Genomic DNA, 22,432 nt, shown 5'->3' with positions numbered 1-22,432 from the left:
CTTTTGATTTTGCTTCTAAAAAACAAGATCAAAAGATCGCAGGCTGCGCCAGCTCCTACAGACCCAACAGCGACAACATGATGAACGTCGCAAACAGCACAAAGTGAGTCATCCCTTCGATGGCGTTGGTTTCGCCATCGTTGAGGTTGATCGCACTGACGATCAGGGTGATGAAGATCATCACGGTCTGCACCGGGGTCATGGCCATCTGGAACGGCTGGCCGGTGTAGAGCGCCATCGCTTCCATCACCGGCACCGTCAGGATCACCGTCGACAGTGACGCCCCCAAGGCGATGTTGACCACCGACTGCATGCGGTTGGCCAGTGCCGCGCGCAATGCCGTCAGAATCTCCGGTGCCGCCGAGATGGCCGCCACCAGAATCGCCGTGATCACCGGCGGTGCGCCCGTCCCTTCCAGCCCCAGGTCGAGGGTCTTGGACATCACTTCGGCCAAGGCGCCGATCACCACCACACCGAACACCAGGATGCCGATCGACAACGTCAGGCTGATCGGTGCCGGCTCCTGCTCCTGCTCCAGCGGTTCCTTCTTGCGGCGTTTTTCCGGGTAGCTGTAGCTGAAAAAGTAACTGTGCGGCCCGACCTGCATCCGCAGGAACAAGGCGTAAAGCACCACCATCGCGCCAATGGTAAACGCCGAATAGAGCTTCCAGTCGCCTTCGGGAATGAACTCCGGCACCACCATCGACACGCCCATGGCGGTCAGGATCATCGCGCTGTAGCTGCGCGCCGAATCATCGTTGTAGGACTGTTCGCCGTGCTTGAGCCCGCCCATCAACGCCGCCAAGCCGAGGATGCCGTTGATGTCGAGCATGACGGCTGAGTAAATCGTGTCGCGCACCAGCGTGGCCGACGCTTCGTTGCTCATCATGATCGCCAGGATCACCACTTCCACCAGCACGGCGGCCAGGGTCAGGATCATCGTGCCGTAGGGGTCGCCGACCTTTTCCGCGAGCAGTTCGGCCTGATGGGCGACACGCATGGAGGCGGCGACGATGAACGCGATCAGCACCAGCCCGCCAGCCAGCGCGACCGTTTGGCCACTGTGCAGCAACCAGTGCTCCAGCGGGAAAGCGACGACGGCGGCGATCAAGGCCAGCAGCAGAAAGGTTTCTTGCTTGAGGACGGTGAGCATGTCGAGCCTTTTGCCGTGGAGGAGCGGATGAGCTACTGACTTCGAGGCCGCGCTAATGTTTCGTTACACCTTAGCGCACCAGTGGATGGCGGCCGGTTCGAGTCATGCACTTTTATTGGCCGTACTGGCCTCTTCGCGGGCAAGCCTCGCTCCTACAAGAGCGGCGCCAACCCGTAGGAGCGAGGCTTGCCCGCGAAGGCCGTTACGCGGTTCCAGGTCGATTGTTGTCCTGTTGGTCAGCAACTTGCATTGCCCCTGCCAACACACAAAAACATGGAGTTCGAATTCATGCACAAACGTCCGTTGAAGAAGCTGCTTTGCGCCGTTACAGCCGCCATCGGTCTGAGCGCCAGCCTGATCGCCAGTGCCAGCGAGCCACTGAAAGTAGGCTTCGTCTATATCGGCCCGATCGGTGACCACGGCTGGACGTATCAACATGAACAGGGACGCAAGGCACTGGCGGAAAAACTCGGCGACCGGATCACCACCAACTATGTGGAAAACGTTGCCGAAGGCGCCGACGCCGAGCGAGTGATCCGCAACATGGCCAAGGACAAGTACGACCTGATCTTCACGACCTCGTTCGGCTACATGAACCCGACACTCAAGGTCGCCAAGCAGTTTCCCAAGGTGACGTTCGAACACGCCACCGGCTACAAGCAGGACAAGAACCTGGGCACCTACCTGGCGCGCACCTATGAAGGTCGCTACGTCGGCGGTTTCCTCGCGGCAAAGATGACCAAGAGCAAAAAGATCGGCTACGTCGCCTCGTTCCCGATCCCGGAAGTGATCCGCGACATCAACGCCATTCAACTGGCCCTGAACAAGTACAACCCCGGCACCGAAATCAAAGTGGTGTGGGTCAACTCCTGGTTCGATCCGGGCAAGGAAGCCGATGCCGCCAACGCGCTGATCGACCAGGGCGTGGACGTGGTGTTCCAGCACACCGACAGCCCGGCGCCGATCCAGGCCGCTGAACGTCGCGGCGTGTATGCCGTGGGCTACGCTTCGGACATGGCGCATTTCGGCCCCAAGGCGGTGCTGACCTCCATCGTCAACGATTGGGCGCCGCATTACCTTCAAGCGACCCAAAGCGTGATCGATCACAGCTGGAAAACCCAGGATTACTGGGGTGGCCTGAAGGAAGGCACCGTTGAACTGCCGATCAGCGATCTGGTACCGGCGGCGGTGAAAACTGAAGCCGAGCAGATCGTCGCCGACATCAAGAGCGGCGCGCTGCAGCCGTTTACCGGGCCAATCAAGGACCAGGCCGGGGTCGAGAAAATTCCGGCGGGGGTGAGCGCGACGAATACGGAATTGGCATCGATGAATTATTACGTGGAAGGCATGAAGGCCGACATTCCCAAGTAAATCCAGCCACCCACACAAAACCCTGTGGGAGCGAGCCTGCTCGCGATGAGGCCATCACATCCGACATCTCTGTTGAATGGAAATCCGCTATCGCGAGCAGGCTCGCTCCCACATAAGGACCGTGTATGACCAGCCTTCCCATCATCGACATCAGCTCACTCTACAGCGACGACCAGAACGCCTGGCTCACCGTCGCTGCCGAGATCGACCAAGCCTGCCGCAAGTGGGGCTTTTTCTATATCAAGGGTCACCCTATTTCGGCGCAGCGCATCGACGCGGTGCTCGACCACGCCCAGCGCTTCTTCGCCCTGCCCGCCGCCGAAAAGCTCAAGATCGACATCACCCAGACCCGCCACCATCGCGGCTATGGCGCCATCGCCACCGAACAACTCGACCCGAGCAAGCCCAGCGACCTGAAAGAAACCTTCGACATGGGCCTGCACCTGCCGCTCGACCATCCCGATGTGCTGGCGGCAAAACCGTTGCGCGGCCCCAACCGTCATCCATCGCTGCCGGGTTGGGAGGCGCTGATGGAGCAGCACTACGTCGACATGCAGGCACTCGCGCAAACCTTGTTGCGGGCAATGACGCTGGCGCTCGGCATCGAGCGAGATTTTTTCGACACGCGCTTTCGTGAGCCGGTCAGCGTATTGCGGATGATTCACTACCCGCCGCGTTACACCGCCAGCTCCCAGGAGCAGCAAGGCGCCGGGGCCCACACCGATTACGGCTGCATCACCCTGCTCTACCAGGATGCCGCCGGTGGCTTGCAAGTCAGGAACGTAAAAGGCGAATGGATCGATGCCCCGCCGATCGAAGGGACGTTCGTGGTCAACCTCGGTGACATGATGGCGCGATGGAGCAACGACCGTTACCTGTCGACGCCGCACAGGGTGATCAGCCCGTTGGCCGTGGATCGTTATTCGATGCCCTTCTTTGCCGAGCCGCACCCGGACACCCGCATCGAATGCCTGCCCGGGTGTCAGGATGAGCAGCAGGTGGCGAAATACCCGGCCACCACTTGCGCCCAGTTCCTGCTCTCACGCTTCGCCGATACCTACGCTTATCGACGGGGACAGGAGGCAGCGGAATGAACCGCCTGGTCAGGTTTTACCAATTGTTGCAGCGAGCATCTGTAGAATGGCGCCATTGCACCTGATGAGAACAGAATTATGTACGACTGGCTGAACGCCCTGCCCAAGGCAGAACTGCACCTGCACCTGGAAGGCTCGCTGGAACCCGAACTGCTGTTTGCCCTGGCCGAACGCAACAAGATCGCCCTGCCGTGGAGCGATGTCGAAACCCTGCGCAAGGCCTACGCCTTCAACAACCTGCAGGAATTCCTCGACCTGTACTACCAGGGCGCCGACGTGCTGCGCACCTCCCAGGACTTCTACGACCTGACCTGGGCGTATCTGTTGCGCTGCAAGGCGCAGAACGTGATTCACACCGAACCGTTCTTCGACCCGCAGACCCACACCGACCGTGGCATTCCATTCGAAGTGGTGCTCAACGGCATCGCTGCAGCGTTGAAGGATGGTGAGCAGCAACTGGGCATCACCAGCGGTTTGATCCTGAGCTTCCTGCGCCACTTGAGCGAAGAGCAGGCGCAGAAAACCCTCGACCAGGCGCTGCCGTTCCGCGATGCGTTTGTCGCCGTGGGCCTGGACAGCTCCGAGATGGGGCACCCGCCGAGCAAATTCCAGCGCGTGTTCGATCGCGCCCGTGGCGAAGGTTTCCTGACCGTCGCCCACGCCGGTGAAGAAGGCCCGCCCGAGTACATCTGGGAAGCCCTCGACCTGCTGAAAATCCAGCGCATCGATCATGGCGTGCGCGCCATCGAAGACGAGCGCTTGATGCAGCGCATCATCGACGAGCAGATTCCGCTGACCGTGTGCCCACTGTCCAACACCAAGCTCTGCGTGTTCGATCACATGTCACAGCACAATATTCTCGACATGCTCGAGCGTGGCGTGAAAGTGACCGTCAACTCCGATGACCCGGCGTACTTCGGCGGTTACGTCACCGAAAACTTCCATGCCTTGTATACCGATCTGGGCATGACCCAGGACCAGGCCAAACGCCTGGCGCAGAACAGCCTGGATGCCCGATTGGTAAAACCCTGAGACTTGAATTTTCTGTAGGAGCTGCGATGCGGCGACCCGACTTGCCAGCGAAGAGGCCATAACTGCCAGCATCGATGTCGAAGGTAAGTCCGCTTTCGCGGGCAAGCCTCGCTCCTACAAGGCCATTTCAAGCTCGGTCTGTTTGGCGAAACGGTGAAGTTCTCGCTGCCCGGCGGCGGTAAGCTGCAAGGCACGCGAGTCCATGGGCAAGCTCAACCAACCGGACTGCATGAACAGCTGCAATAACGCCGCACCCAAGGCACCGCCCAGGTGCGGGCGTCTTTCGCTCCAGTCGGGGCACGCACACGCAACTTTGTCGTTGCGATGGGCCAGCGCCTGAATGAAGACGCCGCGTGCCGCCAACTGCGTCGCGCCCTTGAGCGTGATCGTGACCCGCTGATCGAACTGTTCGATCCAGCCTGCCTCCAGCAGACGCTGGTACAGATCCGCTGCCAGGGTGCCGCCCAAATGGTCGTCACAAAGCCGCGCGCGCAACAACGACGAACCGCTCGACCGAGATTTGGCCAAGGGCGCGGCGCGTTTGAAAATATCCGGGATATCATGCGGCGTGCTGGCCAGCGTGGCGCTGGCCAGGGCTTCGATCGCGGCACCGACTTCGGGCGCCGACAGGCGGAAGAAGCGCTTTCGCCCACGGGCTTCTACTTTCAACAGGCCTCCGGCGGACAACCGCCCCAGGTGCGCACTGGCCGAAGACGGTGACAGGCCAGTCATCAATGCCAATTCTTCGGTATGTCGCGCCGAGCCGTCCATCAAGGCCCACATCATTGCGCTGCGCTTAGGGTCAGCCAGCAACGTTGCTATCTGGCTGATGCAAGGTGCATGTTCCATGTATTCACTCCCTGTTGAATCGTATCGTCCTGCTGCTCAGAGATATCTTGACCCGTCATGTGCCGTCGGCCAAACGTGGAAACTGCCATAAACCGGGTTCGCCTTTGCGATCGACGGTGCGTTCACGAGGCGAACGTTAGTATAGGCCGGTTGACCGCCAGATCCTGCCCCCTGCAAACCGCCGATGCTGATAGTTCCTGAGGGAAATTTCGCTTTTTGCCTGCGACTAATGATCGATGCCCGATAACCCTGGAAAATGACTGCTCAACCGGGCGCATCGGCCGGTAAGCATTTCCCGCAAAAGGTTCACCGGCTTACTCAATTGTGCGCGATGGGCGCACAACAGATTCAGCGGTGCGCGCTCACAGAGCAGTTCCGGCATGAGCACTTTCAAGCGCCCCGCGAGCACATCGGCGGCCACATCGAGCCAGGATTTGTAAGCGATCCCGGCCCCTGCCAGAGCCCACAGGCGCACGACATCGGCGTCATCACTGAAACGATCGCCACTAACGGTCAGGCCGACCTCGCGCTTGCCGTCATGAAAACTCCAGTGATCATGAACCCGGCTGCCCAGCATGAACAGCAGGCAATTGTGCTGAGCCAGTTGCTCCAGTTGGCGCGGCTCGCCACGCCGGGCGAGATAATCGGGCGCGGCACACAGCACGCGACGATTGTGTGGGGCGATGGGTAGCGCCACCAGGCTGGAGTCTTCCGGCTCACCGTAGCGCAAGGCAATGTCCACTGGTTGGCGGAACAGATCGGCGATGCGGTCGCCCAGCAGCAGGCGCACGGTCAGCTTCGGGTGCTCGCGCTGAAACTCGTCCAGCCAGGGCAGCAGCAGGTTGCGCCCAAAATCGGACGGTGCCGACAGCTGCAGGACGCCGCTGACCTGATCCTGTCCACTGGCCAACAAACGCCGGCCTTCGTCGAGATGACTCAAGGCCGCCCGGGCGTACTCGAGAAAACCTTCGCCTTCGGCGGTCAGGCGCAGGCTGCGGGTCGAACGGGCCAGCAGCCGGGCGCCCAGCTGCTGTTCGATGCGCTTCAACGCAGCGCTCGCCACCGCCGCCGACATGTCCATGCCCCGTGCGGCCGCGGACAGGCTACCCAGGTCCGCCGCCCGGACAAACAACTGCAAATCATCGAATCGCAGCATGTGAAGCCTTTATTATCAAAAAAACGTTGAAAGAGACTGCTGTTTTAGCGGGTTTTATCTTGCATAGAAATAGCCAATTATCCGCCCCATCGACTCTTTCTTCATATATTTACTCCGGAGCCTTCTATGAAAGCCGTTGCCTACTACGCCTCGTTGCCGATCAGCGATGAAAACGCCCTGCAAGACATCGAACTGCCGGCGCCGGTCGCAGGCCCCCGTGACCTGTTGGTGGAAGTCAAAGCCATCTCGGTCAACCCGGTGGACACCAAGGTCCGTCAGAACGTCCATCCTGAAGCCGGCGCGGCCAACGTGCTGGGTTGGGACGTGGCCGGCGTGGTCAAGTCCGTTGGCAGTGAAGTGACATTGTTCAAGGCAGGCGACAAGGTGTTCTACGCCGGCTCCATCGCCCGCGCCGGGGGTAACAGTGAGTTGCATGTGGTGGACGAGCGAATCGTCGGCCATATGCCGAAAACCCTCGGTTTCGCCGAAGCCGCGGCCCTGCCGTTGACGGCCATTACCGCGTGGGAGTTGCTTTTCGAGCGCCTGCAAGTGCGCGAAGGCAAAACCGATGAAGGCCAGAGCCTGCTGATCGTCGGTGCAGCCGGTGGCGTCGGCTCGATCCTCACGCAATTGGCCAAACAGCTCACGGGCCTAAAGGTGATCGGTACCGCATCGCGCCCGCAGACCCAAAGCTGGGTGAAGGCGCTGGGGGCCGATCAGGTGATCGATCACAGCCAGCCGCTGAGCCAGGCGCTCAAACAGGCTGGCATCGATCAGGTGACCCATGTCGCCAGCCTGACCCAGACCGATCATCACCTGGATCAACTGGTCGAGGCGTTGGCACCGCAAGGCAAGCTGGCCCTGATCGACGACCCGAAAACCCTCGACGTGACCAAGCTCAAGCGCAAGAGCCTGTCGCTGCACTGGGAGTTCATGTACACCCGCTCACTGTTCGAAACCGCGGACATGATCGAACAGCACAAACTGCTCAACCGGGTAGCCCGGCTGATCGATGCTGGCACCCTGAAAACCACGGTTGGCGAGCAATTCGGCACCATCAATGCGGCGAACCTGCGGCGTGCCCATGCGCTGCTGGAAAGTGGAAAATCCAAGGGCAAGATCGTGCTGGAAGGGTTTTAAACGATTGCAGGAGCTGCCGAAGGCTGCCCTCGGACTGCGATGTTTTTTGTTACAAACCGTCAGTCCGAGAGTTGAGCCTTGTCACAATAACGTTCGTATTCAGGACTACAATCGAAGCCTCTGCGAGACAATCTTTTGAGGAGGTCAGTAATGAAGATCCTGATAAAAGAATTGGCAAAGTCCCAGTGGCAAGTCCGCCTGGATCAACATGCCGTCACCTTCCGCAGCGAAGCCGAAGCCCGCGCCTTCACCAATACCCTTGAAGCGCGATTGCACGCCCCTCACCAGATACCCGACCGCCAACAGCGCGCTGTTGGCTGAGTCAGTCCTCAGACCTGGGCTTGTACCAGCGCCCGGGCATTTTGCAACCGCCGGGTGAGCATCGCTACGCTCACCACCAGAATCCCGCACAGGCTGATGACCATGGCCATCGGCACGGCGCTGCCGTCGTGCAAAACACCGACCAGCGCCGCAGCACCTGCCGCGACACTGAATTGCAGGCATCCGAGCATCGCCGAGGCACTGCCGGCGCGGGCACCCTGGCCGTTCATCGCGCAGGCCGAAGAATTGGGAAGGATGCAACCCAGGCTGGCGATGCAGACGAACAACGGAATCAGTAACGGCCAGAGCTGTGCGGTGTGCAGCGCACTGACGGCGAGCAACGCCAGGCCGGCACCTAAGTAAATCCACACTGTGCGTGTGAGCAGGAATGCCGGACCACGCTTGGCCAACAGTCGCGCGTTGACCTGGGCCACCAGAATGAACCCCGCCGCATTGACACCGAAGTACCAGCCAAAATGTTCGGCCGGGACGCCATAGAGCTTGATGAAGATGAACGGTGACCCGGCGATGTAGGAGAACATGCCGGCGATGGCGATACCGCCCGTCAGGGCATGGCCGAGGTACACCGGGTCCTTGAGCAGACGTGCGTACTGACGCAACGCCCCGGCCAAGGGTTGGCGTGGCAAATGCGCGGGCATGCTTTCCGGCAAGCCCAGTGCCACAGCCAGTCCTGCCAAGGCGCTGAAACCGGTCAGCACCAGGAAGATCGACTGCCAGCCTGTGGTGTTGACCAGCAAGCCGCCGAGCATCGGTGCAAGAATCGGCGCCAGGCCCATCACCAGCATCAGCTGCGAAAAGACTTTCGCCGAACCCACCGCATCGCATTTATCGCTGACCACCGCCCGCGAGATCACCATCCCTGCGCAACCGCCCAGTGCCTGGATGAACCGCGCACCAATCAGCCACTCAAGGTTCGGCGCGTACGCGCACGCCAGCGAAGCGGCGGTAAAGAGCCCGACACCGATCAACAACGGAATGCGTCGCCCGAAACGATCTGCCACCGGGCCGTAGGCCAGCTGACCAATGGACAAGCCAAGGAAATACACGGCCAACGTCAGCTGGACGTGTTTTTCGTCGGTGCCGAAGGCGAGCGCCATCGCCGGGAACGCCGGCAGATAGAAATCGATCGCCAGCGGACCGAAAGCGCTCAAGGCGCCAAGAATCAGGATTATGCGAAAATTCATCAGGCATCCAATCGGACAGAAGTCGGCAGCCCGACAGTTTAGCCGCGCATGGACGCCTTGAACATTAAGTTAGCTCGCTAACTATTAAATAATCAGGCCAGCTTCACGCTGTAGCCTTCTTCACTGATGAGCTCGATCACTTGCTCGGCGCTCAATGCACTCTCGACCCCGACTTCCCTGGCAGCCAGATCGACCCGCACACTCGCCGCCGGATCCCTGGCCTGCACAGCCTGGGTGATCGCCCGGACGCAGTGACCGCAGGACATGCCTTCAACATTGAACACTTGCATGGATGACTCCTTTAATGTGGCGCTTGAATGAGGTGACCATCAGTCTCGAGCTTGCCACCATGGCAAGGTCAAGTTCTGAAATGACCTGCCGGGCTGGCAATCGGCTTCGCGCTCGGCCAAGCTGCGTTCATCTACGACTTGATCCCAGGAGATTCAGCCATGCGCTGGTCAGCTTTCAGCCTGTTTGGCCTGCTCAGCCTTTTAACCGCCACAGCCTCGGTCAATGCCGCCGGGGAGGATTATGGCGTGCTGATCATTTCCCGCGAGCGCCTGGAAGTCGCAACCAGCTGCGAGATCGGCGTGTACATCCAGGACCAGTTGGCGGCGCGGCTGTTCCAGGAGCAAAGCACCTCGTTCAACTTGCCGGCGGGCAATGTGTCGCTGCGCCTGAAGCTGCTGCCGGGCCAGGCGCCGGGGTGCAACCCGGGCATGCTGGCGCCGGGTTCGCAAGACATTCAGCTCAGGGCCGGTGATGTGTTGAAGTACCGGATTGCGATGACGCAGGATGGGATGTATCTGAAGCGCGCAGGGCTTGGTTATTGATAAGAATCCCCCTGTAGGAGCGAGGCTTGCCCGCGAAGAACGATAACGCGGTGCGGCAGATACACCGTAGCGTCCGGTTCGCCGGCAAGCCTGGCTCCTACAATGCGAAGAACGATAACGCGGTGCGGCAGATACACCGTAGCGTCCGGTTCACCGGCAAGCCTGGCTCCTACAATGCGAAGAACGAAAACGCGGTGCGGCAGATACACCGTAGCGTCCGGTTCGCCGGCAAGCCTGGCTCCTACAATGCGAAGAACGAAAACGCGGTACGGCAGGTACACCGCTGCGCCTGGTTCGCCGGCAAGCCTGGCTCCTACAAGGCATCGAATTTTGCGCTTGACCTTGCCAGCATGGCAAGGTTGATCCTGTAGGCATCTTCTACAGGGAGCGTGACCGATGTCCGAATCCACTACTTTCGATCTGCCGATTGCCGGCATGACCTGCGCCAGCTGCGCCGGGCGTGTCGAGCGCGCCTTGAGCAAAGTCATCGGCGCCAGTGCCGTCAGCGTCAACCTGGCCACCGAGCAGGCTCGGGTTCAAGCGCCGGTCGACAGCCTGCCGGCCTTGATGGAGGCGGTGCAAAAGGCCGGTTACAGCGTACCGCAGCACCGTCTGGAATTGAGCATCGACGGCATGACCTGCGCCTCCTGTGTCGGCCGGGTCGAACGGGCACTGAACAAGGTGCCGGGGGTCAAGAGCGTCAGCGTTAACCTGGCCAATGAACGCGCTCACTTGGAGCTGCTCGGGCAGGTCGATCCGCAAACCTTGATCGCGGCCGTGACCAAGGCCGGTTACGCCGCCAGCGTCTGGCAAGCCGATCAGCCACTCATCGACACGCGGCAAACCCGATTGCACCGCGAGCGTTGGGCTTTGATCGCAGCCATTGCCCTCGCCTTGCCGCTGGTTTTGCCGATGTTGCTGCAACCGTTCGGCGTGCACTGGATGCTCCCGGCCTGGGCGCAGTTCGCCTTGGCCACACCGGTGCAATTCATCTTCGGCGCGCGGTTTTATGTGGCCGCCTGGAAAGCCGTGCGTGCCGGTGCTGGCAACATGGATCTGCTGGTCGCGCTGGGCACCAGCGCCGGTTATGGCTTGAGCGTATACGAATGGGCCACCGCCGCCGGGCGCATGCCGCACCTGTATTTCGAAGCCTCGGCCGTGGTGATTGCCCTGGTGTTGTTGGGCAAGTACCTGGAAAGCCGCGCCAAACGCCAGACCGCCAGCGCCATTCGCGCCCTGGAAGCGCTGCGCCCGGAGCGGGCGATCCAGGTGATCGATGGTCGCGAGCAGGAGGTTGCGATCAGCGCCCTGCGCCTCGGTGACCTGGTCATGATCAAGCCCGGCGAACGCTTTCCGGTGGACGGCGAAGTGGTCGACGGCCAGAGCCATGCCGACGAAGCATTGATCAGCGGCGAAAGCCTGCCGGTGCCCAAGCAACCCGGTGACAAGGTCACGGGCGGCGCGATCAATGGCGAAGGTCGGTTGCTGGTGCGCACTCAGGCCCTGGGTGCGGAAACCGTGCTGGCGCGGATCATTCGCCTGGTGGAGGACGCTCAGGCGGCGAAAGCACCGATCCAGAAACTGGTGGACAGAGTCAGTCAGGTTTTCGTCCCGGTGGTCTTGCTGCTGGCGTTGGCGACCCTGATCGGCTGGTGGCTGTATGGCGCCCCTCTGGAAACCGCGTTGATCAATGCCGTGGCGGTGCTGGTGATCGCCTGCCCTTGTGCCCTGGGCCTGGCCACGCCAACGGCGATCATGGCCGGCACCGGGGTCGCGGCGCGCTACGGCATTCTGATCAAGGATGCCCAGGCGCTGGAGCGAGCCCATGAGGTCAGCGCCGTGGTGTTCGACAAGACCGGCACGCTGACGTCAGGTACGCCACGTATCGCCCATCTGAGCGCTCTCGATGGAGACGAAGCCAGCCTGCTGCAATGGGCCGGCGCCCTGCAACGCGGCAGCGAGCATCCGCTGGCCAAAGCCGTGCTGGATGCGTGCGCCGAGCGTGGCCTGGCCGTGGCCGACGTCACCGACAGTCAATCCCTGACCGGCCGAGGCATTGCCGGCACCCTTGAGGCTCGTCGTCTGGCGCTGGGCAATCGTCGCCTGCTGGAAGAAAACGGACTGGACGCTGGCGACCTGGCGGGCTCGGCAAACGCGTGGGAAACCGAAGGCCGGACCTTGTCCTGGCTGATCGAGCAAAGCCCTGAGCCAAGGGTGCTGGGCCTGTTCGCCTTCGGTGACACCCTCAAGCCTGGCGCACTACAAGCGGTGCAGCAACTGAGCGCGCGTAACATCAGCAGTCACCTGCTGACCGGCGACAACCGAGGCAGCGCCAACGTGGTCGCCAAGGCGCTAGGCATCCATGATGTGTACGCAGAAGTCCTGCCGGCGGACAAAGCCGCCACCGTCGCTGCGCTGAAGAAAACCGGCGTGGTGGCGATGGTCGGCGATGGCATCAATGATGCGCCAGCGCTGGCCGCGGCCGATATCGGCATCGCCATGGGCGGCGGCACCGATGTGGCCATGCATGCGGCCGGTATTACGTTGATGAATGGCGATCCACGGCGGGTGCCGGCGGCGCTGGAGATCAGCCGCAAAACCTATGCGAAGATCCGCCAGAACCTGTTCTGGGCCTTTGTGTATAACCTGATCGGCATTCCATTGGCCGCCTTCGGCCTCCTCAATCCGGTGCTGGCCGGCGCGGCCATGGCGTTGTCGAGCGTCAGTGTGGTGAGCAATGCGCTACTGTTGAAAACCTGGAAACCCGAGGATCTGGAGGACAACCGATGAACATCGGCCAAGCGGCCCGCCACAGCGGCCTGAGCGCAAAGATGATCCGTTACTACGAGTCCATCGGCCTGCTCAAGGCGGCTCATCGCACCGACAGCGGCTACCGGATGTACGGCGAAGACGACCTGCACACACTGGCATTCATCAAACGCTCACGGGACCTTGGGTTTTCCCTGGAAGAAGTCGGCAAGCTGTTGACCCTCTGGCAGGACCGCCAGCGTGCCAGTGCCGATGTGAAAGCGCTGGCCCGCCAGCATATCGATGAGTTGAACCAGAAGATCCGTGAGCTGGGGCAGTTGCGCGATACGTTGCAGGATTTGGTCGAGCATTGTCAGGGGGATCATCGGCCGGATTGCCCGATTCTCAAGAATCTGGAGTCGGGGTGTTGTGCTGAACCGGTTTCGGCCTGATTGCCAAACGCTTCCCTGTGGGAGCGAGCCTGCTCGCGAAAGCGGACTGCCTGACACACTGATATTGGATGTGCCGACGTCTTCGTCGGAACGCCGCCCGGAGCCGGCTCGCTCCCACATTGGGTTTGGTGGTGCGGACAAAAAACCCGGCCGAAGCCGGTTTTTTTTCGATCAACCGATCACTGCATCCAGGGCGGAGGCGGTTCTTCGGCTTTGCTCGGTGGCGCGTCATCAGCCGCACGCGCCGCTTGCTTGCGCTCTTCATCCAGGCGCGCAGCCTCGATCTCGCGCATGATGCCGCCCACATCGGCCAGCTCTTCAGGTTCGTCGAATTCGCCGGTCAGGACGCTGGCCGGATGCAAAGTACCCGCCTCGTACAAAGCCCACATTTCCTTGGCGTACCGGGTCTTTTTCAACTCTGGCGCAAACCGTCCGAAATAGGACGCCATGTTGCCGACATCCCGTTCCAGCATGCTGAACGCATGGTTGTTGCCCGCCGCGTCAACCGCTTGCGGCAAGTCGATGATCACCGGGCCGGTCGGGGTCAACAGCACGTTGAACTCGGACAGGTCTCCGTGCACCAGACCGGTACACAGCATCAGCACGATCTGCGAAATCAGAAAGGCGTGATACTCGCGCGCCTGATCCGGTTCCAGCACCACGTCGTTCAGACGCGGCGCGGCATCACCGTACTCGTCGGCCACCAACTCCATCAGCAGCACGCCTTCGAGGAAGTCGTACGGCTTGGGCACTCGCACACCGGCACTGGCCAGGCGAAACAGCGCCGCCACTTCGGCGTTCTGCCAAGCGTCTTCGGTTTCTTTCTTGCCAAACTTGGAGCCCTTGGCCATGGCCCGGGCCTGTCGGCTGTTGCGCACCTTGCGGCCTTCCTGATACTCGGCCGCCTGACGAAAACTGCGTTTATTCGCCTCCTTGTAGACCTTCGCGCAACGTAACTGGTTGCCGCAGCGCACCACATAAACAGCTGCTTCTTTACCACTCATGAGTGGGCGCAGCACCTCGTCGACCAGACCGTCCTCGATCAGGGGTTCAATGCGTTTTGGAGTCTTCATCAGCTTTTATTGTGGGTCCTTTATTACCAAACACGCGAAAGTCATTCGTTATACGGCAATCCATCCATTCGGGGGAGGGGGTGCCGACGTACCGTTCGTGTGTTTTTTCAAAACAGCCCTCAATTTCCGCAGGCAACAGCCGAAGTCCTTAGTGACAAAGTGATTTGTCCGACAATCGTTTCCATGACAATAACGATAGCGCACTCACGGACCCGGGTTGATCGACAACGTTTACGGCTGCCAATAAACCGCGAGTCATCTGCACTGCGTGGGCCTACAAGAAAATCTGGAGCGCGGATGAACATCAAACAGAAACTGACCTGGGCGTTTGCAATCATCGCCTGCTTGCCCGTGGTGCTGGTCGCCACCCTCGTTGTGCTGAACTTGCGCAGTGATGCCAAGGACGAATTCGTCGACAACAGCGGTCGCGAAATCCGTCAGGTCAGCAATGCCATGCAACTGTTCTTCGACGGCATCAGCCAGAACGTCGAATACCTGGCCAGGCAACCGCTGATCACCCACTCCGACGACAGCCTCAAGACTTACATGAACGCCAACGCCGCCAGCATTCCCCAAGGCGAAATGGACAAAAAAGTCTTCGGCTTCCTGCAGGACCTGGGCAACGCCCATCCGTCCTACGCCTACGCCATCCTCGGCACCGCGGCCGGTGGTTACGTGTCGTGGCCGGACGATGCCAAGCTGGCCAACTACGACCCACGTCAGCGGCCATGGTACAAGGCAGCCCAGGCCAAACCGGGCAAGCCGTTCCGTACCGAAGCCTATTACTGGGCCGAAAATGATACGTCCTACGTCAGCACCGTACGCACCATCGACAACAAGCTGGGCATCAACGGCGGTGTGGTCAGCATCGACGTGTCGCTCAAACAGCTCACCGAACTGGTCAAGCAGATCAAGCTCGGCGAGACCGGCTACCTGATGCTGCTGGAAAACTCCGGCACCGTACTGGTCGATCCGAAGCAACCGGAACACAATTTCAAGGCCCTGAGCAGCCTCGGTGAGGGTTATGCGCAACTGGCCAAGGCCGGCAAAGGCCTGGTCGAAGTCGAACTCAATGGTGAGCGCTACATGGCCAACGTCTGGCCGTCTGAGCAACTGGGCTGGACCTTCATCGGCCTTATCAAACAGAGCGATGTGATGAGCACCGCGACCCAACTGACCTGGTTGATCGCGATCATCGCCGCTGTGCTGGCGGTAATCTTCGCCATCGTCGGCGCCAGTTTCGCCAGCGTCATCGTGCGGCCGATCCGCAGCGTGGCCGATGGCCTGGAAGGCATCGCCCAGGGTGAAGGTGACCTGACCAAGAACCTGCAGGTGCGTGGCAGCGACGAAACCGCGCAACTGGCCAACTGGTTCAACCAGTTCCTGACCGCGATTCGCAACCTGATCCAGAGCATCGGCGGTGCCGCGACCAAGATCCTGGCTACCTCCAAGAGCTCGACCCAGGTCTCCAGCGACATGGCCGAAGCCGCTGGACGCCAGCGCGAAGCGGTGGACATGGTGTCCACGGCATTCCACGAAATGGTCGCCACCGCCAACGAAGTGGCGCGTTCCTGCAGTCAGGCGGCCGAGTCCGCCGACAGCGGCCAGCGCCAGGCCCGTGAAGGTCAGCAACAGATTGACGCGGCCGTCAGCAGTGTCGATCGCCTGAGCCAGGAAATCGAACAGTCGGCCCAGTCGATGCAACAGCTAGAGCGCGACAGCAACGATATCCAGTCGATCCTGGGGACCATTCGCTCAATCGCCGAGCAAACCAACCTGCTGGCGCTGAACGCCGCCATCGAAGCGGCGCGGGCCGGTGAACAGGGCCGTGGTTTTGCGGTGGTGGCCGATGAAGTACGGGCGCTGGCCAAGCGCACGGCCGACTCTACCGCGGAAATCGACGGGCTGCTGGGCAACCTGGCCAAGCGCACCAGCCAGGTGACCCAGCAGATGCATGCGAGCCTGGAGGTGTCCCAACAATCGGTGACGCGCATCGGCGAAGCGCGCAACAGTTTCGGGCAGATCCGCGAGTCGGTGGACGTGATCCGCGACATGAACACCCAGATTGCCACGGCGGCGGAGCAACAGCATCAGGTGGCCGAAGACATCAACCGGCACATCAGCCAGATCCATGGCGATGCGCAATTGGTGGCAGAACTGGCGAACTCGGCGCGACTGGATTCCCAGAGCCTGGCCGGGTTGTCGAATGAGCTGGATGGGTTGGTGCGCCGGTTCCGCACCTGACCGACGACCGCTGCGCGGTCAATCGCCAGCAAGCCGGCTCCTACAGAGGTTGCGTCGTTCCCGATATTGGGTACGACACAAAACCTGTAGGAGCCGGCTTGCTGGCGATGAGGCCATCACTGCCGAAACAACTCCCCCGGGGTAAACCCGAACAACCCCTTGAACGCAGCAATAAAAGCCGACGTCGAGTCATACCCGCAGGCCAGCGCGGCATTGGTCACGCTGTCCCCCTCCTCCAGCAGACTCAACGACGACAGCAAGCGCATACGCTGGCGCCAGCCACGAAAACTCAACCCGGTTTCACGCTGGAACAGGCGCATCAGGGTTTTCTCCGACGTGCCCAGACGCTCGGCCCACTCGTGCAAGGTCACATTGCGCTCGGGATTTTCGATCAGTTCGTTGCACAACCCCAGCAACTTTTCATGACGGGGCAACGGCAGGGAAAACCCGACTTCCGGCAGCGTCGCCAACTGATCCAGCAACACACCCACCAGCCGCGCTTGCGGGCTGTCGCCCTGTGGATAATCCACTGGCAGCTGGCAAAAGCTCTTGATCAGCTCCCGGGCGAGGGGCGTCACTTCCAGCACCCGGCAACGCCCGTCCGCCCACTGGCAATCCTCGCGACGCACATACAGGCTGCGCATCTCGGCGCGCATCGAGGTCACGACCTGATGATCGAGATCCGCCGGAATCCAGATCCCCCACTGCGGCGGCGCGAAGAAACTGCCCTCGGCGGTGTGCACACCGAGCACGCCACTGATGGCATAGGAAAACTGCGCCCAGTCGTGACGATGGGACGCCGTCCACGACCCGGCATTGAGGCTCTCCACCCGGGCATACAGCGGACGCGGCAGCGTAATGAGCGGTGGAATGCTGCGTTCGAGGGAAACCTGTCCGTTAGTCGGCATTGCCTGGCCTTGTGTTGCTGTATGGCTGATGAAGGCCGACGTTAGGCCAAGTCACACATTCATTCAACACCGATATTCCCTGTGGGAGCGAGCCTGCTCGCGAAGCGATCTTTCAGCCACATCAATGTTGAATGTGCCGCCGCATTCGCGAGCAGGCTCGCTCCCACAGGTTGTGATCCGCCATCAACGTTCGATGATGGCGGTCACCCCCTGACCGCCCGCGGCGCAGATTGAGATAAGCCCACGTCCCTTCCCCGCGGTATCGAGCAACTTCGCCAGGTTGGCGACGATTCGCCCACCCGTGGCGGCAAACGGGTGCCCCGCCGCCAGCGAACTGCCTTTGACATTAAGCCGGCTGCGGTCGATCGAGCCCAGCGGCGAGTCGAGACCCAGGCGGCTTTTGCAATACTCGGGGTCTTCCCAGGCCTTCAAGGTGCAGAGCACTTGCGCGGCGAAGGCTTCATGGATTTCGTAGTAATCGAAGTCTTGCAGGGTCAGGCCATTGCGCGCCAGCAACCGCGGCACGGCATACACCGGTGCCATCAAAAGGCCCTCGGCGCCGTTGACGAAATCCACCGCTGCTGCCTCGCCATCGCGCAGGTAGGCGAGGATCGGCAAGCCACGTGCCTTCGCCCATTCCTCACTGCCCAGCAGCACCAGCGAGGCGCCATCGGTCAGTGGTGTGGAGTTGCCGGCGGTGAGGGTGCCCTTGGCGGTGTTGTCGAATGCCGTTTTCAGCGAGGCGAGTTTTTCCAGGGTCAGGTCCGGGCGTAAATTGTTGTCGCGGGTAAGGCCAAGAAACGGCGTCATCAAATCGTTTTGCCAACCTTCGGCGTAAGACGCGGCCAGTTTCTGATGACTCTCCAGCGTCAGCTGATCCTGCTCTTCACGAGGAATGCTCCAGGCCTGCGCCATGAACTCGCAATGCTCCCCCATGGACAATCCCGTGCGCGGCTCGCCATTGCGCGGAAACTCGGGGATCAGATGCCATGGGCGCAACTGCAGGAAGGGTTTGAGTTTTTCAATGGTCGTGTTGGCGCGATAGGCTTGCAGCAGAATCTTGCGCAGCCCATCGCTGACACTGATCGGTGCGTCCGAGGTGGTGTCGACCCCACCGGCAATGGCGCAGTCGATCTGGCCCAGGGCAATTTTGTTCGCCACCAGCAGCGCTGCTTCCAGCCCGGTGCCGCAAGCCTGCTGAATGTCATAGGCCGGCGTAGTGGGAGACAGCCGCGAGCCGAGCACACACTCGCGTGTCAGGTTCATGTCCCGCGGCAACTTGAGGACGGCCCCGGTGACCATTTCGCCAAGGCGCAGTCCATGCAGGTTGTAGCGTTCGATCAGGCCTTCGAGCGTGGCAGTGAGCATGGCCTGGATACTGGCGGTGGCGTACGGCCCGTTAGAACGAGCGAAGGGTATCCGGTTACCACCGATGATCGCGACACGACGCAGCTGAGTCATGAAAAGCTTCCTATTCTGTGAAGGCCACTACCCGCAAGCGTAGGCCTTTTTCCGGTGAATCGAACGACTGATTGCCATTCATGGTCCACACTTTGAACCTCATCTGCTGGAGCGCGTTCCATGTCTGACCGCTATATCGACTTCGCCAATTCGTCCATCGGCCATCGACTGGTCGGGGCCTTGGGCCTGCCTTCGCCGGTACGCCTGGATCGCTGGCAAGCCGGGCGATTGCGCCCTGTCGAGGGCGCTTTGCTGATTGGCGGCGGACCGCTGGCGGAAAAGGTCAGCGCCCTTGCCAACCGCCTGACGGACGCGATCTACACCTACGGCACCGAGCCCTCGATGGCGACCGCGTGGATTCCCGGACACGGTCCGAAACTCAAGGCCGTGGTGTTCGATGCCAGTGATCTGGTGCAAACCGACCAGCTCAAGCAACTGCGCGAATTCTTCCAGCCACTGATGAAAAACCTCGACCACAGTGCACACCTGGTGATTCTGGGACGTGACCCGCAGACCTTGAGCGACCCGTTCGCCGCCAGTACCCAGCGCGCCCTCGAAGGTTTCAGTCGCTCGCTGGCCAAGGAACTGCGCAGCGGCGGCACCTTGCAGCTGATCCATGTTGGCGAGGGTGCCGAGGATCAACTGGAAGGCCCACTGCGGTTTTTCCTCTCACCGAAAAGCGCCTTCGTGTCCGGGCAAGTGATTGGCCTGGATGCCTGCGACACCCAAGTAACGGACTGGACGCGCCCTCTGGCCGGGCGCAAGGCGCTGGTCACCGGCGCTGCGCGGGGCATCGGCGCCGCCATCGCCGAAACCCTGGCCCGTGACGGTGCCGAGGTCATCCTGCTCGACGTGCCCCCGGCCAGGACCGATCTCGATACCCTCGCCGCACGCCTCGGCGGGCGTGGAATCACTCTGGACATCTGCGCCGAGAATGCCGCGACGGAGTTGGTTGAACAGTTGCCCGACGGCATCGACATCGTGGTGCACAACGCCGGCATTACCCGGGATAAAACCCTGGCCAACATGACTCCGGAGTTCTGGGATGCGGTGCTCGCCGTCAACCTCAACGCCCCGCAAGTGTTGACCAAAGCGCTGCTCGACAGCGGCACCCTGCGCGACAATGGCCGGGTGATTCTGCTGGCGTCGATCAGCGGCATCGCGGGCAATCGCGGACAAACCAACTATGCGGCAAGCAAGGCCGGCCTGATTGGCCTGGCGCAGGCCTGGGCGCCGCTGTTGCATGAGCGGGGCATCAGCATCAATGCCGTGGCGCCGGGTTTTATCGAAACCCAAATGACCGCGCACATTCCATTCGGCCTGCGCGAAGCCGGACGACGCATGAGCTCATTGGGCCAGGGCGGCCTGCCACAAGACGTCGCCGAAGCGGTGGCCTGGCTCGCGCAACCGGGCACGGGCGCGTTCACCGGCCAGGCGTTGCGTGTCTGCGGACAAAGCGTTCTGGGGGCCTAGGCATGATCATCGACTGGCACACACTCAATCGCGAACCTAGCCTGCCGGGGCTGTACGTGCATGCGGCGACGCGGCGCAAAATCACCGGCACCACCCTGCCCGATTCGGGTTTGCGCTGCTGGCTCGATGTCGATCCAAAGCGCTTGGCGGCCTATCGCAAGGTCTGCGGCTTCACCGACAACGGTCTGCTGCCACCCACCTATCCGCACATCCTCGCATTCGCCTTGCAGATGCAATTGCTCACCGCCCGGGACTTTCCGTTCCCGCTGCTGGGGCTGATTCACCTGAGCAATCGCATCCGCGTGCTGCGGCCCATGGGCGGGGTCCATCGAGTGCGGGCCAGCGTGTGCGTGGAGAATCTGCAACCCCATGCGAAGGGGGCAACGTTCGATCTGGTGACGACGCTGGATGATCAATTGGGACCGCTCTGGGAGGCGCAAAGCCAGATGCTGTGCCGAGGGGTCAAGCTTGAGGGCGAGCCCGTCGAGGAGGAGTTGGCCTCGACGCTGGCATTGACGCAAGTCGCCCAATGGAAAGCGCCCGCGGACATCGGCCGGCAGTACGCCAAGGTATCCGGCGACTACAACCCGATTCACCTGAGTGCGGCCAGCGCCAAGATTTTCGGTTTTCCATCGGCGATTGCTCATGGATTATGGAACAAGGCCCGCACCCTGGCGGCCCTCGCCGAGCATCTGCCGGCGGCGAACATCGAGATCGCGGTGCAATTCAAAAAGCCGGTGCGCCTGCCCAGCGAGGTGACATTACTGGCCAGCGCCGCAGGCTCCAGTGGGGATCTGCAATTGGTCGGGGTCGGCGATCTGGAACATATGGTTGGCCACTGGCGGCCGATTGCCTGATACGAATCGGACAACATACACCTGTAGGAGCCAGGCTTGCCGGCGAAGACGCCCGAAAGACTTGCGCAATGTTCAAGGACGCCTTCGCCGGCAAGCCTGGCTCCTACAGAGTTTTCACCTGGCCCATAAGCAACCGTTTCGAAGGCTTCAACGCCTGGCCAACTCCCCCAGCGGCTGTGGGAACAGGTTATTCAGCGTCTCCAACAACCGCACGTGATAGATCGGCTTGCGAAACAGGTCCAGCACCTGCAACCGCAACATATCACTGACATCCTCCATGTCCGCATGCCCGGACATCACGATCACCGGCAAATGCTGGCGCGCCGTGTGCTCGCGCAGGCGCTTGATCAACGACATGCCACTCTCCTCCGGCATGCGCAGGTCGGTGATGACCAGCGCGATATCCGGATGGCGCGTCAGATGCTGCAGCGCCAGCTTGACCGAGGTCGCGGTGAAACAATCGAAACCCTCACCCTCCAGCAACTCCGCCAATTCCAACAACGCATCCTCCTCGTCATCGACCAGAAGAAGCTGCTGTCGTGGAGATGCTAAAGCGTTCATGGACTCTACCTGCAATGGATGGGGCACTGACGTTCAAACCATGACGACACGTTAGCAGGCCACTGCTATCACGACGGCACCAGCGCCGTCTTGATGGTGGTAAATATCGTTGTAACCGCACCGGAGATGGGAGTCATGAAGACCCCCAACGCAACCGCCGCCATACCAGCAATAATGGCGTACTCGATACCCGAAGCCCCCTCGGTATCCTTCGCCAGCCTCTTGTAAAAAGCGATTTCTGATTTGATCTTCTGAACCAGCTTGGCGAAAGACATGAACGTTCTCCTTCATGGGTGTTGCACGGACGCAACATGATTCCCCTATGCCAGCATCAGCATTGTCGGCATTCCTCCGCTAAACAACTGTAAGAACGCATTAACACCAAAGTATTAATCGTTTCGTTGACGTCAAAAAACCTCGCATTTGAGCTGAATCATTATATTTCGTCAGATTTTCACCTCCTCGGTAATGGCGTTTTGCTCTAGCTGAGCTACCTTCAAA

At 61.0% G+C, this 22,432-nt stretch carries 22 protein-coding genes and 1 pseudogene; 13 read left to right on the top strand and 10 right to left on the bottom strand.

The genetic code is table 11. From position 1 onward, the window contains the following. Positions 1-55: 55 nt before the first annotated feature. On the bottom strand, positions 56-1,153 hold the full coding sequence (locus tag ACA054_RS03305) for a calcium:cation antiporter (RefSeq protein ID WP_497688178.1): 1,098 nt from the start codon (positions 1,151-1,153) through the stop codon (positions 56-58). Between the two features lie 288 nt (positions 1,154-1,441). Here ACA054_RS03305 and ACA054_RS03300 point away from each other — a divergent pair, with 288 nt between their 5' ends. The 3 genes from ACA054_RS03300 (at position 1,442) to ACA054_RS03290 (ending at position 4,650) form a co-directional block, all read left to right on the top strand. Beyond that, positions 1,442-2,524 (top strand): BMP family ABC transporter substrate-binding protein, encoded by a 1,083-nt coding sequence (locus ACA054_RS03300; RefSeq protein ID WP_497688177.1) that lies wholly within the window; start codon positions 1,442-1,444, stop codon positions 2,522-2,524. A gap of 125 nt (positions 2,525-2,649) precedes the next feature. After that, positions 2,650-3,618 carry a 2-oxoglutarate and iron-dependent oxygenase domain-containing protein gene (locus ACA054_RS03295; protein ID WP_497688176.1) on the top strand — a complete coding sequence of 323 codons (969 nt, stop codon included), beginning with the start codon at positions 2,650-2,652 and terminating at the stop codon, positions 3,616-3,618. 78 nt (positions 3,619-3,696) lie between these two features. After that, positions 3,697-4,650, top strand: coding sequence for an adenosine deaminase (locus ACA054_RS03290; protein ID WP_020796340.1), 954 nt, complete (start codon positions 3,697-3,699; stop codon positions 4,648-4,650). Between the two features lie 114 nt (positions 4,651-4,764). Here ACA054_RS03290 and ACA054_RS03285 read toward each other — a convergent pair whose 3' ends face one another. Both ACA054_RS03285 and vimR read right to left on the bottom strand, forming a co-directional pair. Next, positions 4,765-5,499: an ArsR/SmtB family transcription factor gene (locus ACA054_RS03285; RefSeq protein ID WP_497688175.1), complete on the bottom strand. Its 735-nt coding sequence runs from the start codon at positions 5,497-5,499 to the stop codon at positions 4,765-4,767. 226 nt (positions 5,500-5,725) lie between these two features. Beyond that, positions 5,726-6,655 (bottom strand): transcription regulator VimR, encoded by a 930-nt coding sequence (gene vimR, locus ACA054_RS03280; RefSeq protein ID WP_497688174.1) that lies wholly within the window; start codon positions 6,653-6,655, stop codon positions 5,726-5,728. A 126-nt stretch (positions 6,656-6,781) separates the two neighbouring features. Between vimR and ACA054_RS03275 the strand changes: the two genes are divergently transcribed. Both ACA054_RS03275 and ACA054_RS03270 read left to right on the top strand, forming a co-directional pair. Continuing rightward, positions 6,782-7,795, top strand: coding sequence for a zinc-binding alcohol dehydrogenase family protein (locus ACA054_RS03275; protein ID WP_497688173.1), 1,014 nt, complete (start codon positions 6,782-6,784; stop codon positions 7,793-7,795). 150 nt (positions 7,796-7,945) lie between these two features. Continuing rightward, complete coding sequence (locus ACA054_RS03270) at positions 7,946-8,116, top strand: hypothetical protein (protein ID WP_008066222.1); 171 nt, start codon at positions 7,946-7,948, stop codon at positions 8,114-8,116. 8 nt (positions 8,117-8,124) lie between these two features. Here the strand turns inward: ACA054_RS03270 and ACA054_RS03265 are convergent, their stop codons facing one another. Further along, positions 8,125-9,321: a multidrug effflux MFS transporter gene (locus tag ACA054_RS03265; protein ID WP_497688172.1), complete on the bottom strand. Its 1,197-nt coding sequence runs from the start codon at positions 9,319-9,321 to the stop codon at positions 8,125-8,127. A 92-nt stretch (positions 9,322-9,413) separates the two neighbouring features. Next, positions 9,414-9,611 carry a heavy-metal-associated domain-containing protein gene (locus tag ACA054_RS03260; protein WP_497688171.1) on the bottom strand — a complete coding sequence of 66 codons (198 nt, stop codon included), beginning with the start codon at positions 9,609-9,611 and terminating at the stop codon, positions 9,414-9,416. A 159-nt stretch (positions 9,612-9,770) separates the two neighbouring features. Here ACA054_RS03260 and ACA054_RS03255 point away from each other — a divergent pair, with 159 nt between their 5' ends. The 4 genes from ACA054_RS03255 to cueR are packed head-to-tail and all read left to right on the top strand — an operon-like array spanning position 9,771 to position 13,354. Then, positions 9,771-10,154, top strand: a complete 384-nt coding sequence (locus tag ACA054_RS03255; protein WP_497688170.1) for a hypothetical protein — start codon at positions 9,771-9,773, stop codon at positions 10,152-10,154. A 26-nt stretch (positions 10,155-10,180) separates the two neighbouring features. After that, the gene (locus ACA054_RS03250; RefSeq protein ID WP_497688169.1) at positions 10,181-10,525 is read left to right on the top strand and encodes a hypothetical protein; all 345 of its coding nucleotides are present in this window, start codon (positions 10,181-10,183) and stop codon (positions 10,523-10,525) included. Positions 10,526-10,550: 25 nt separating this feature from the next. Beyond that, entirely contained in the window at positions 10,551-12,944 is a 2,394-nt protein-coding gene (locus ACA054_RS03245) for a heavy metal translocating P-type ATPase (RefSeq protein ID WP_497688168.1), read from the top strand. After that, positions 12,941-13,354 (top strand): Cu(I)-responsive transcriptional regulator, encoded by a 414-nt coding sequence (gene cueR / locus ACA054_RS03240; protein WP_497688167.1) that lies wholly within the window; start codon positions 12,941-12,943, stop codon positions 13,352-13,354. The genes ACA054_RS03245 and cueR overlap by 4 nt, the downstream gene beginning before the upstream one ends. A gap of 179 nt (positions 13,355-13,533) precedes the next feature. Here cueR and ACA054_RS03235 read toward each other — a convergent pair whose 3' ends face one another. After that, the gene (locus ACA054_RS03235) at positions 13,534-14,427 is read right to left on the bottom strand and encodes a PA4780 family RIO1-like protein kinase (RefSeq protein WP_497688166.1); all 894 of its coding nucleotides are present in this window, start codon (positions 14,425-14,427) and stop codon (positions 13,534-13,536) included. Positions 14,428-14,610: 183 nt separating this feature from the next. Here ACA054_RS03235 and ACA054_RS03230 point away from each other — a divergent pair. After that, positions 14,611-15,813 (top strand): annotated as a pseudogene (locus ACA054_RS03230) (cache domain-containing protein); the annotation flags it as partial. Between the two features lie 90 nt (positions 15,814-15,903). Next, complete coding sequence (locus tag ACA054_RS03225; RefSeq protein WP_404821821.1) at positions 15,904-16,671, top strand: methyl-accepting chemotaxis protein; 768 nt, start codon at positions 15,904-15,906, stop codon at positions 16,669-16,671. A 116-nt stretch (positions 16,672-16,787) separates the two neighbouring features. On the opposite strand, the gene ACA054_RS03220 is transcribed toward ACA054_RS03225, so the two are convergent. Both ACA054_RS03220 and ACA054_RS03215 read right to left on the bottom strand, forming a co-directional pair. After that, complete coding sequence (locus tag ACA054_RS03220) at positions 16,788-17,579, bottom strand: AraC family transcriptional regulator (RefSeq protein WP_497688165.1); 792 nt, start codon at positions 17,577-17,579, stop codon at positions 16,788-16,790. A 183-nt stretch (positions 17,580-17,762) separates the two neighbouring features. Next, a complete protein-coding gene (locus ACA054_RS03215; protein ID WP_497688164.1) occupies positions 17,763-19,040 on the bottom strand; it encodes an acetyl-CoA C-acetyltransferase in 1,278 nt (425 codons plus the stop codon). A gap of 120 nt (positions 19,041-19,160) precedes the next feature. On the opposite strand from ACA054_RS03215, the gene ACA054_RS03210 reads away from it, so the two are divergent. Then, positions 19,161-20,513 carry a 3-oxoacyl-ACP reductase gene (locus ACA054_RS03210; protein ID WP_497688163.1) on the top strand — a complete coding sequence of 451 codons (1,353 nt, stop codon included), beginning with the start codon at positions 19,161-19,163 and terminating at the stop codon, positions 20,511-20,513. Between the two features lie 2 nt (positions 20,514-20,515). Continuing rightward, positions 20,516-21,370, top strand: coding sequence for a MaoC family dehydratase (locus ACA054_RS03205; protein ID WP_497688162.1), 855 nt, complete (start codon positions 20,516-20,518; stop codon positions 21,368-21,370). Between the two features lie 147 nt (positions 21,371-21,517). Here ACA054_RS03205 and ACA054_RS03200 read toward each other — a convergent pair whose 3' ends face one another. Together ACA054_RS03200 and ACA054_RS03195 are read right to left on the bottom strand one after the other, a co-directional pair. Further along, entirely contained in the window at positions 21,518-21,931 is a 414-nt protein-coding gene (locus ACA054_RS03200; RefSeq protein WP_497688161.1) for a response regulator, read from the bottom strand. A 68-nt stretch (positions 21,932-21,999) separates the two neighbouring features. Then, entirely contained in the window at positions 22,000-22,206 is a 207-nt protein-coding gene (locus ACA054_RS03195; protein WP_497688160.1) for a Flp family type IVb pilin, read from the bottom strand. Positions 22,207-22,432: the final 226 nt, after the last annotated feature.

The sequence above is a fragment of the Pseudomonas sp. LBUM1653 genome (genome assembly GCF_059716115.1).
Note: the sequence above shows the minus strand (reverse complement) of the source record. Positions and strands in the feature narration are given on the sequence as shown.

Bases quoted from the DNA above. Each gene is read 5' to 3' on its own strand.
- ACA054_RS03200 (WP_497688161.1), bottom strand. From the start codon at position 21,931: ATGAACGCTTTAGCATCTCCACGACAGCAGCTTCTTCTGGTCGATGAC.
- ACA054_RS03275 (WP_497688173.1), top strand. From the start codon at position 6,782: ATGAAAGCCGTTGCCTACTACGCCTCGTTGCCGATCAGCGATGAAAAC.
- ACA054_RS03205 (WP_497688162.1), top strand. From the start codon at position 20,516: ATGATCATCGACTGGCACACACTCAATCGCGAACCTAGCCTGCCGGGG.
- ACA054_RS03215 (WP_497688164.1), bottom strand. From the start codon at position 19,040: ATGACTCAGCTGCGTCGTGTCGCGATCATCGGTGGTAACCGGATACCC.
- ACA054_RS03255 (WP_497688170.1), top strand. From the start codon at position 9,771: ATGCGCTGGTCAGCTTTCAGCCTGTTTGGCCTGCTCAGCCTTTTAACC.
- ACA054_RS03300 (WP_497688177.1), top strand. From the start codon at position 1,442: ATGCACAAACGTCCGTTGAAGAAGCTGCTTTGCGCCGTTACAGCCGCC.
- ACA054_RS03290 (WP_020796340.1), top strand. From the start codon at position 3,697: ATGTACGACTGGCTGAACGCCCTGCCCAAGGCAGAACTGCACCTGCAC.
- ACA054_RS03220 (WP_497688165.1), bottom strand. From the start codon at position 17,579: ATGCCGACTAACGGACAGGTTTCCCTCGAACGCAGCATTCCACCGCTC.
- ACA054_RS03225 (WP_404821821.1), top strand. From the start codon at position 15,904: ATGGCCGAAGCCGCTGGACGCCAGCGCGAAGCGGTGGACATGGTGTCC.
- ACA054_RS03195 (WP_497688160.1), bottom strand. From the start codon at position 22,206: ATGTCTTTCGCCAAGCTGGTTCAGAAGATCAAATCAGAAATCGCTTTT.
- ACA054_RS03305 (WP_497688178.1), bottom strand. From the start codon at position 1,153: ATGCTCACCGTCCTCAAGCAAGAAACCTTTCTGCTGCTGGCCTTGATC.
- ACA054_RS03285 (WP_497688175.1), bottom strand. From the start codon at position 5,499: ATGGAACATGCACCTTGCATCAGCCAGATAGCAACGTTGCTGGCTGAC.
- ACA054_RS03245 (WP_497688168.1), top strand. From the start codon at position 10,551: ATGTCCGAATCCACTACTTTCGATCTGCCGATTGCCGGCATGACCTGC.
- ACA054_RS03210 (WP_497688163.1), top strand. From the start codon at position 19,161: ATGTCTGACCGCTATATCGACTTCGCCAATTCGTCCATCGGCCATCGA.
- ACA054_RS03270 (WP_008066222.1), top strand. From the start codon at position 7,946: ATGAAGATCCTGATAAAAGAATTGGCAAAGTCCCAGTGGCAAGTCCGC.
- vimR (WP_497688174.1), bottom strand. From the start codon at position 6,655: ATGCTGCGATTCGATGATTTGCAGTTGTTTGTCCGGGCGGCGGACCTG.
- ACA054_RS03265 (WP_497688172.1), bottom strand. From the start codon at position 9,321: ATGAATTTTCGCATAATCCTGATTCTTGGCGCCTTGAGCGCTTTCGGT.
- ACA054_RS03235 (WP_497688166.1), bottom strand. From the start codon at position 14,427: ATGAAGACTCCAAAACGCATTGAACCCCTGATCGAGGACGGTCTGGTC.
- ACA054_RS03260 (WP_497688171.1), bottom strand. From the start codon at position 9,611: ATGCAAGTGTTCAATGTTGAAGGCATGTCCTGCGGTCACTGCGTCCGG.
- ACA054_RS03295 (WP_497688176.1), top strand. From the start codon at position 2,650: ATGACCAGCCTTCCCATCATCGACATCAGCTCACTCTACAGCGACGAC.
- cueR (WP_497688167.1), top strand. From the start codon at position 12,941: ATGAACATCGGCCAAGCGGCCCGCCACAGCGGCCTGAGCGCAAAGATG.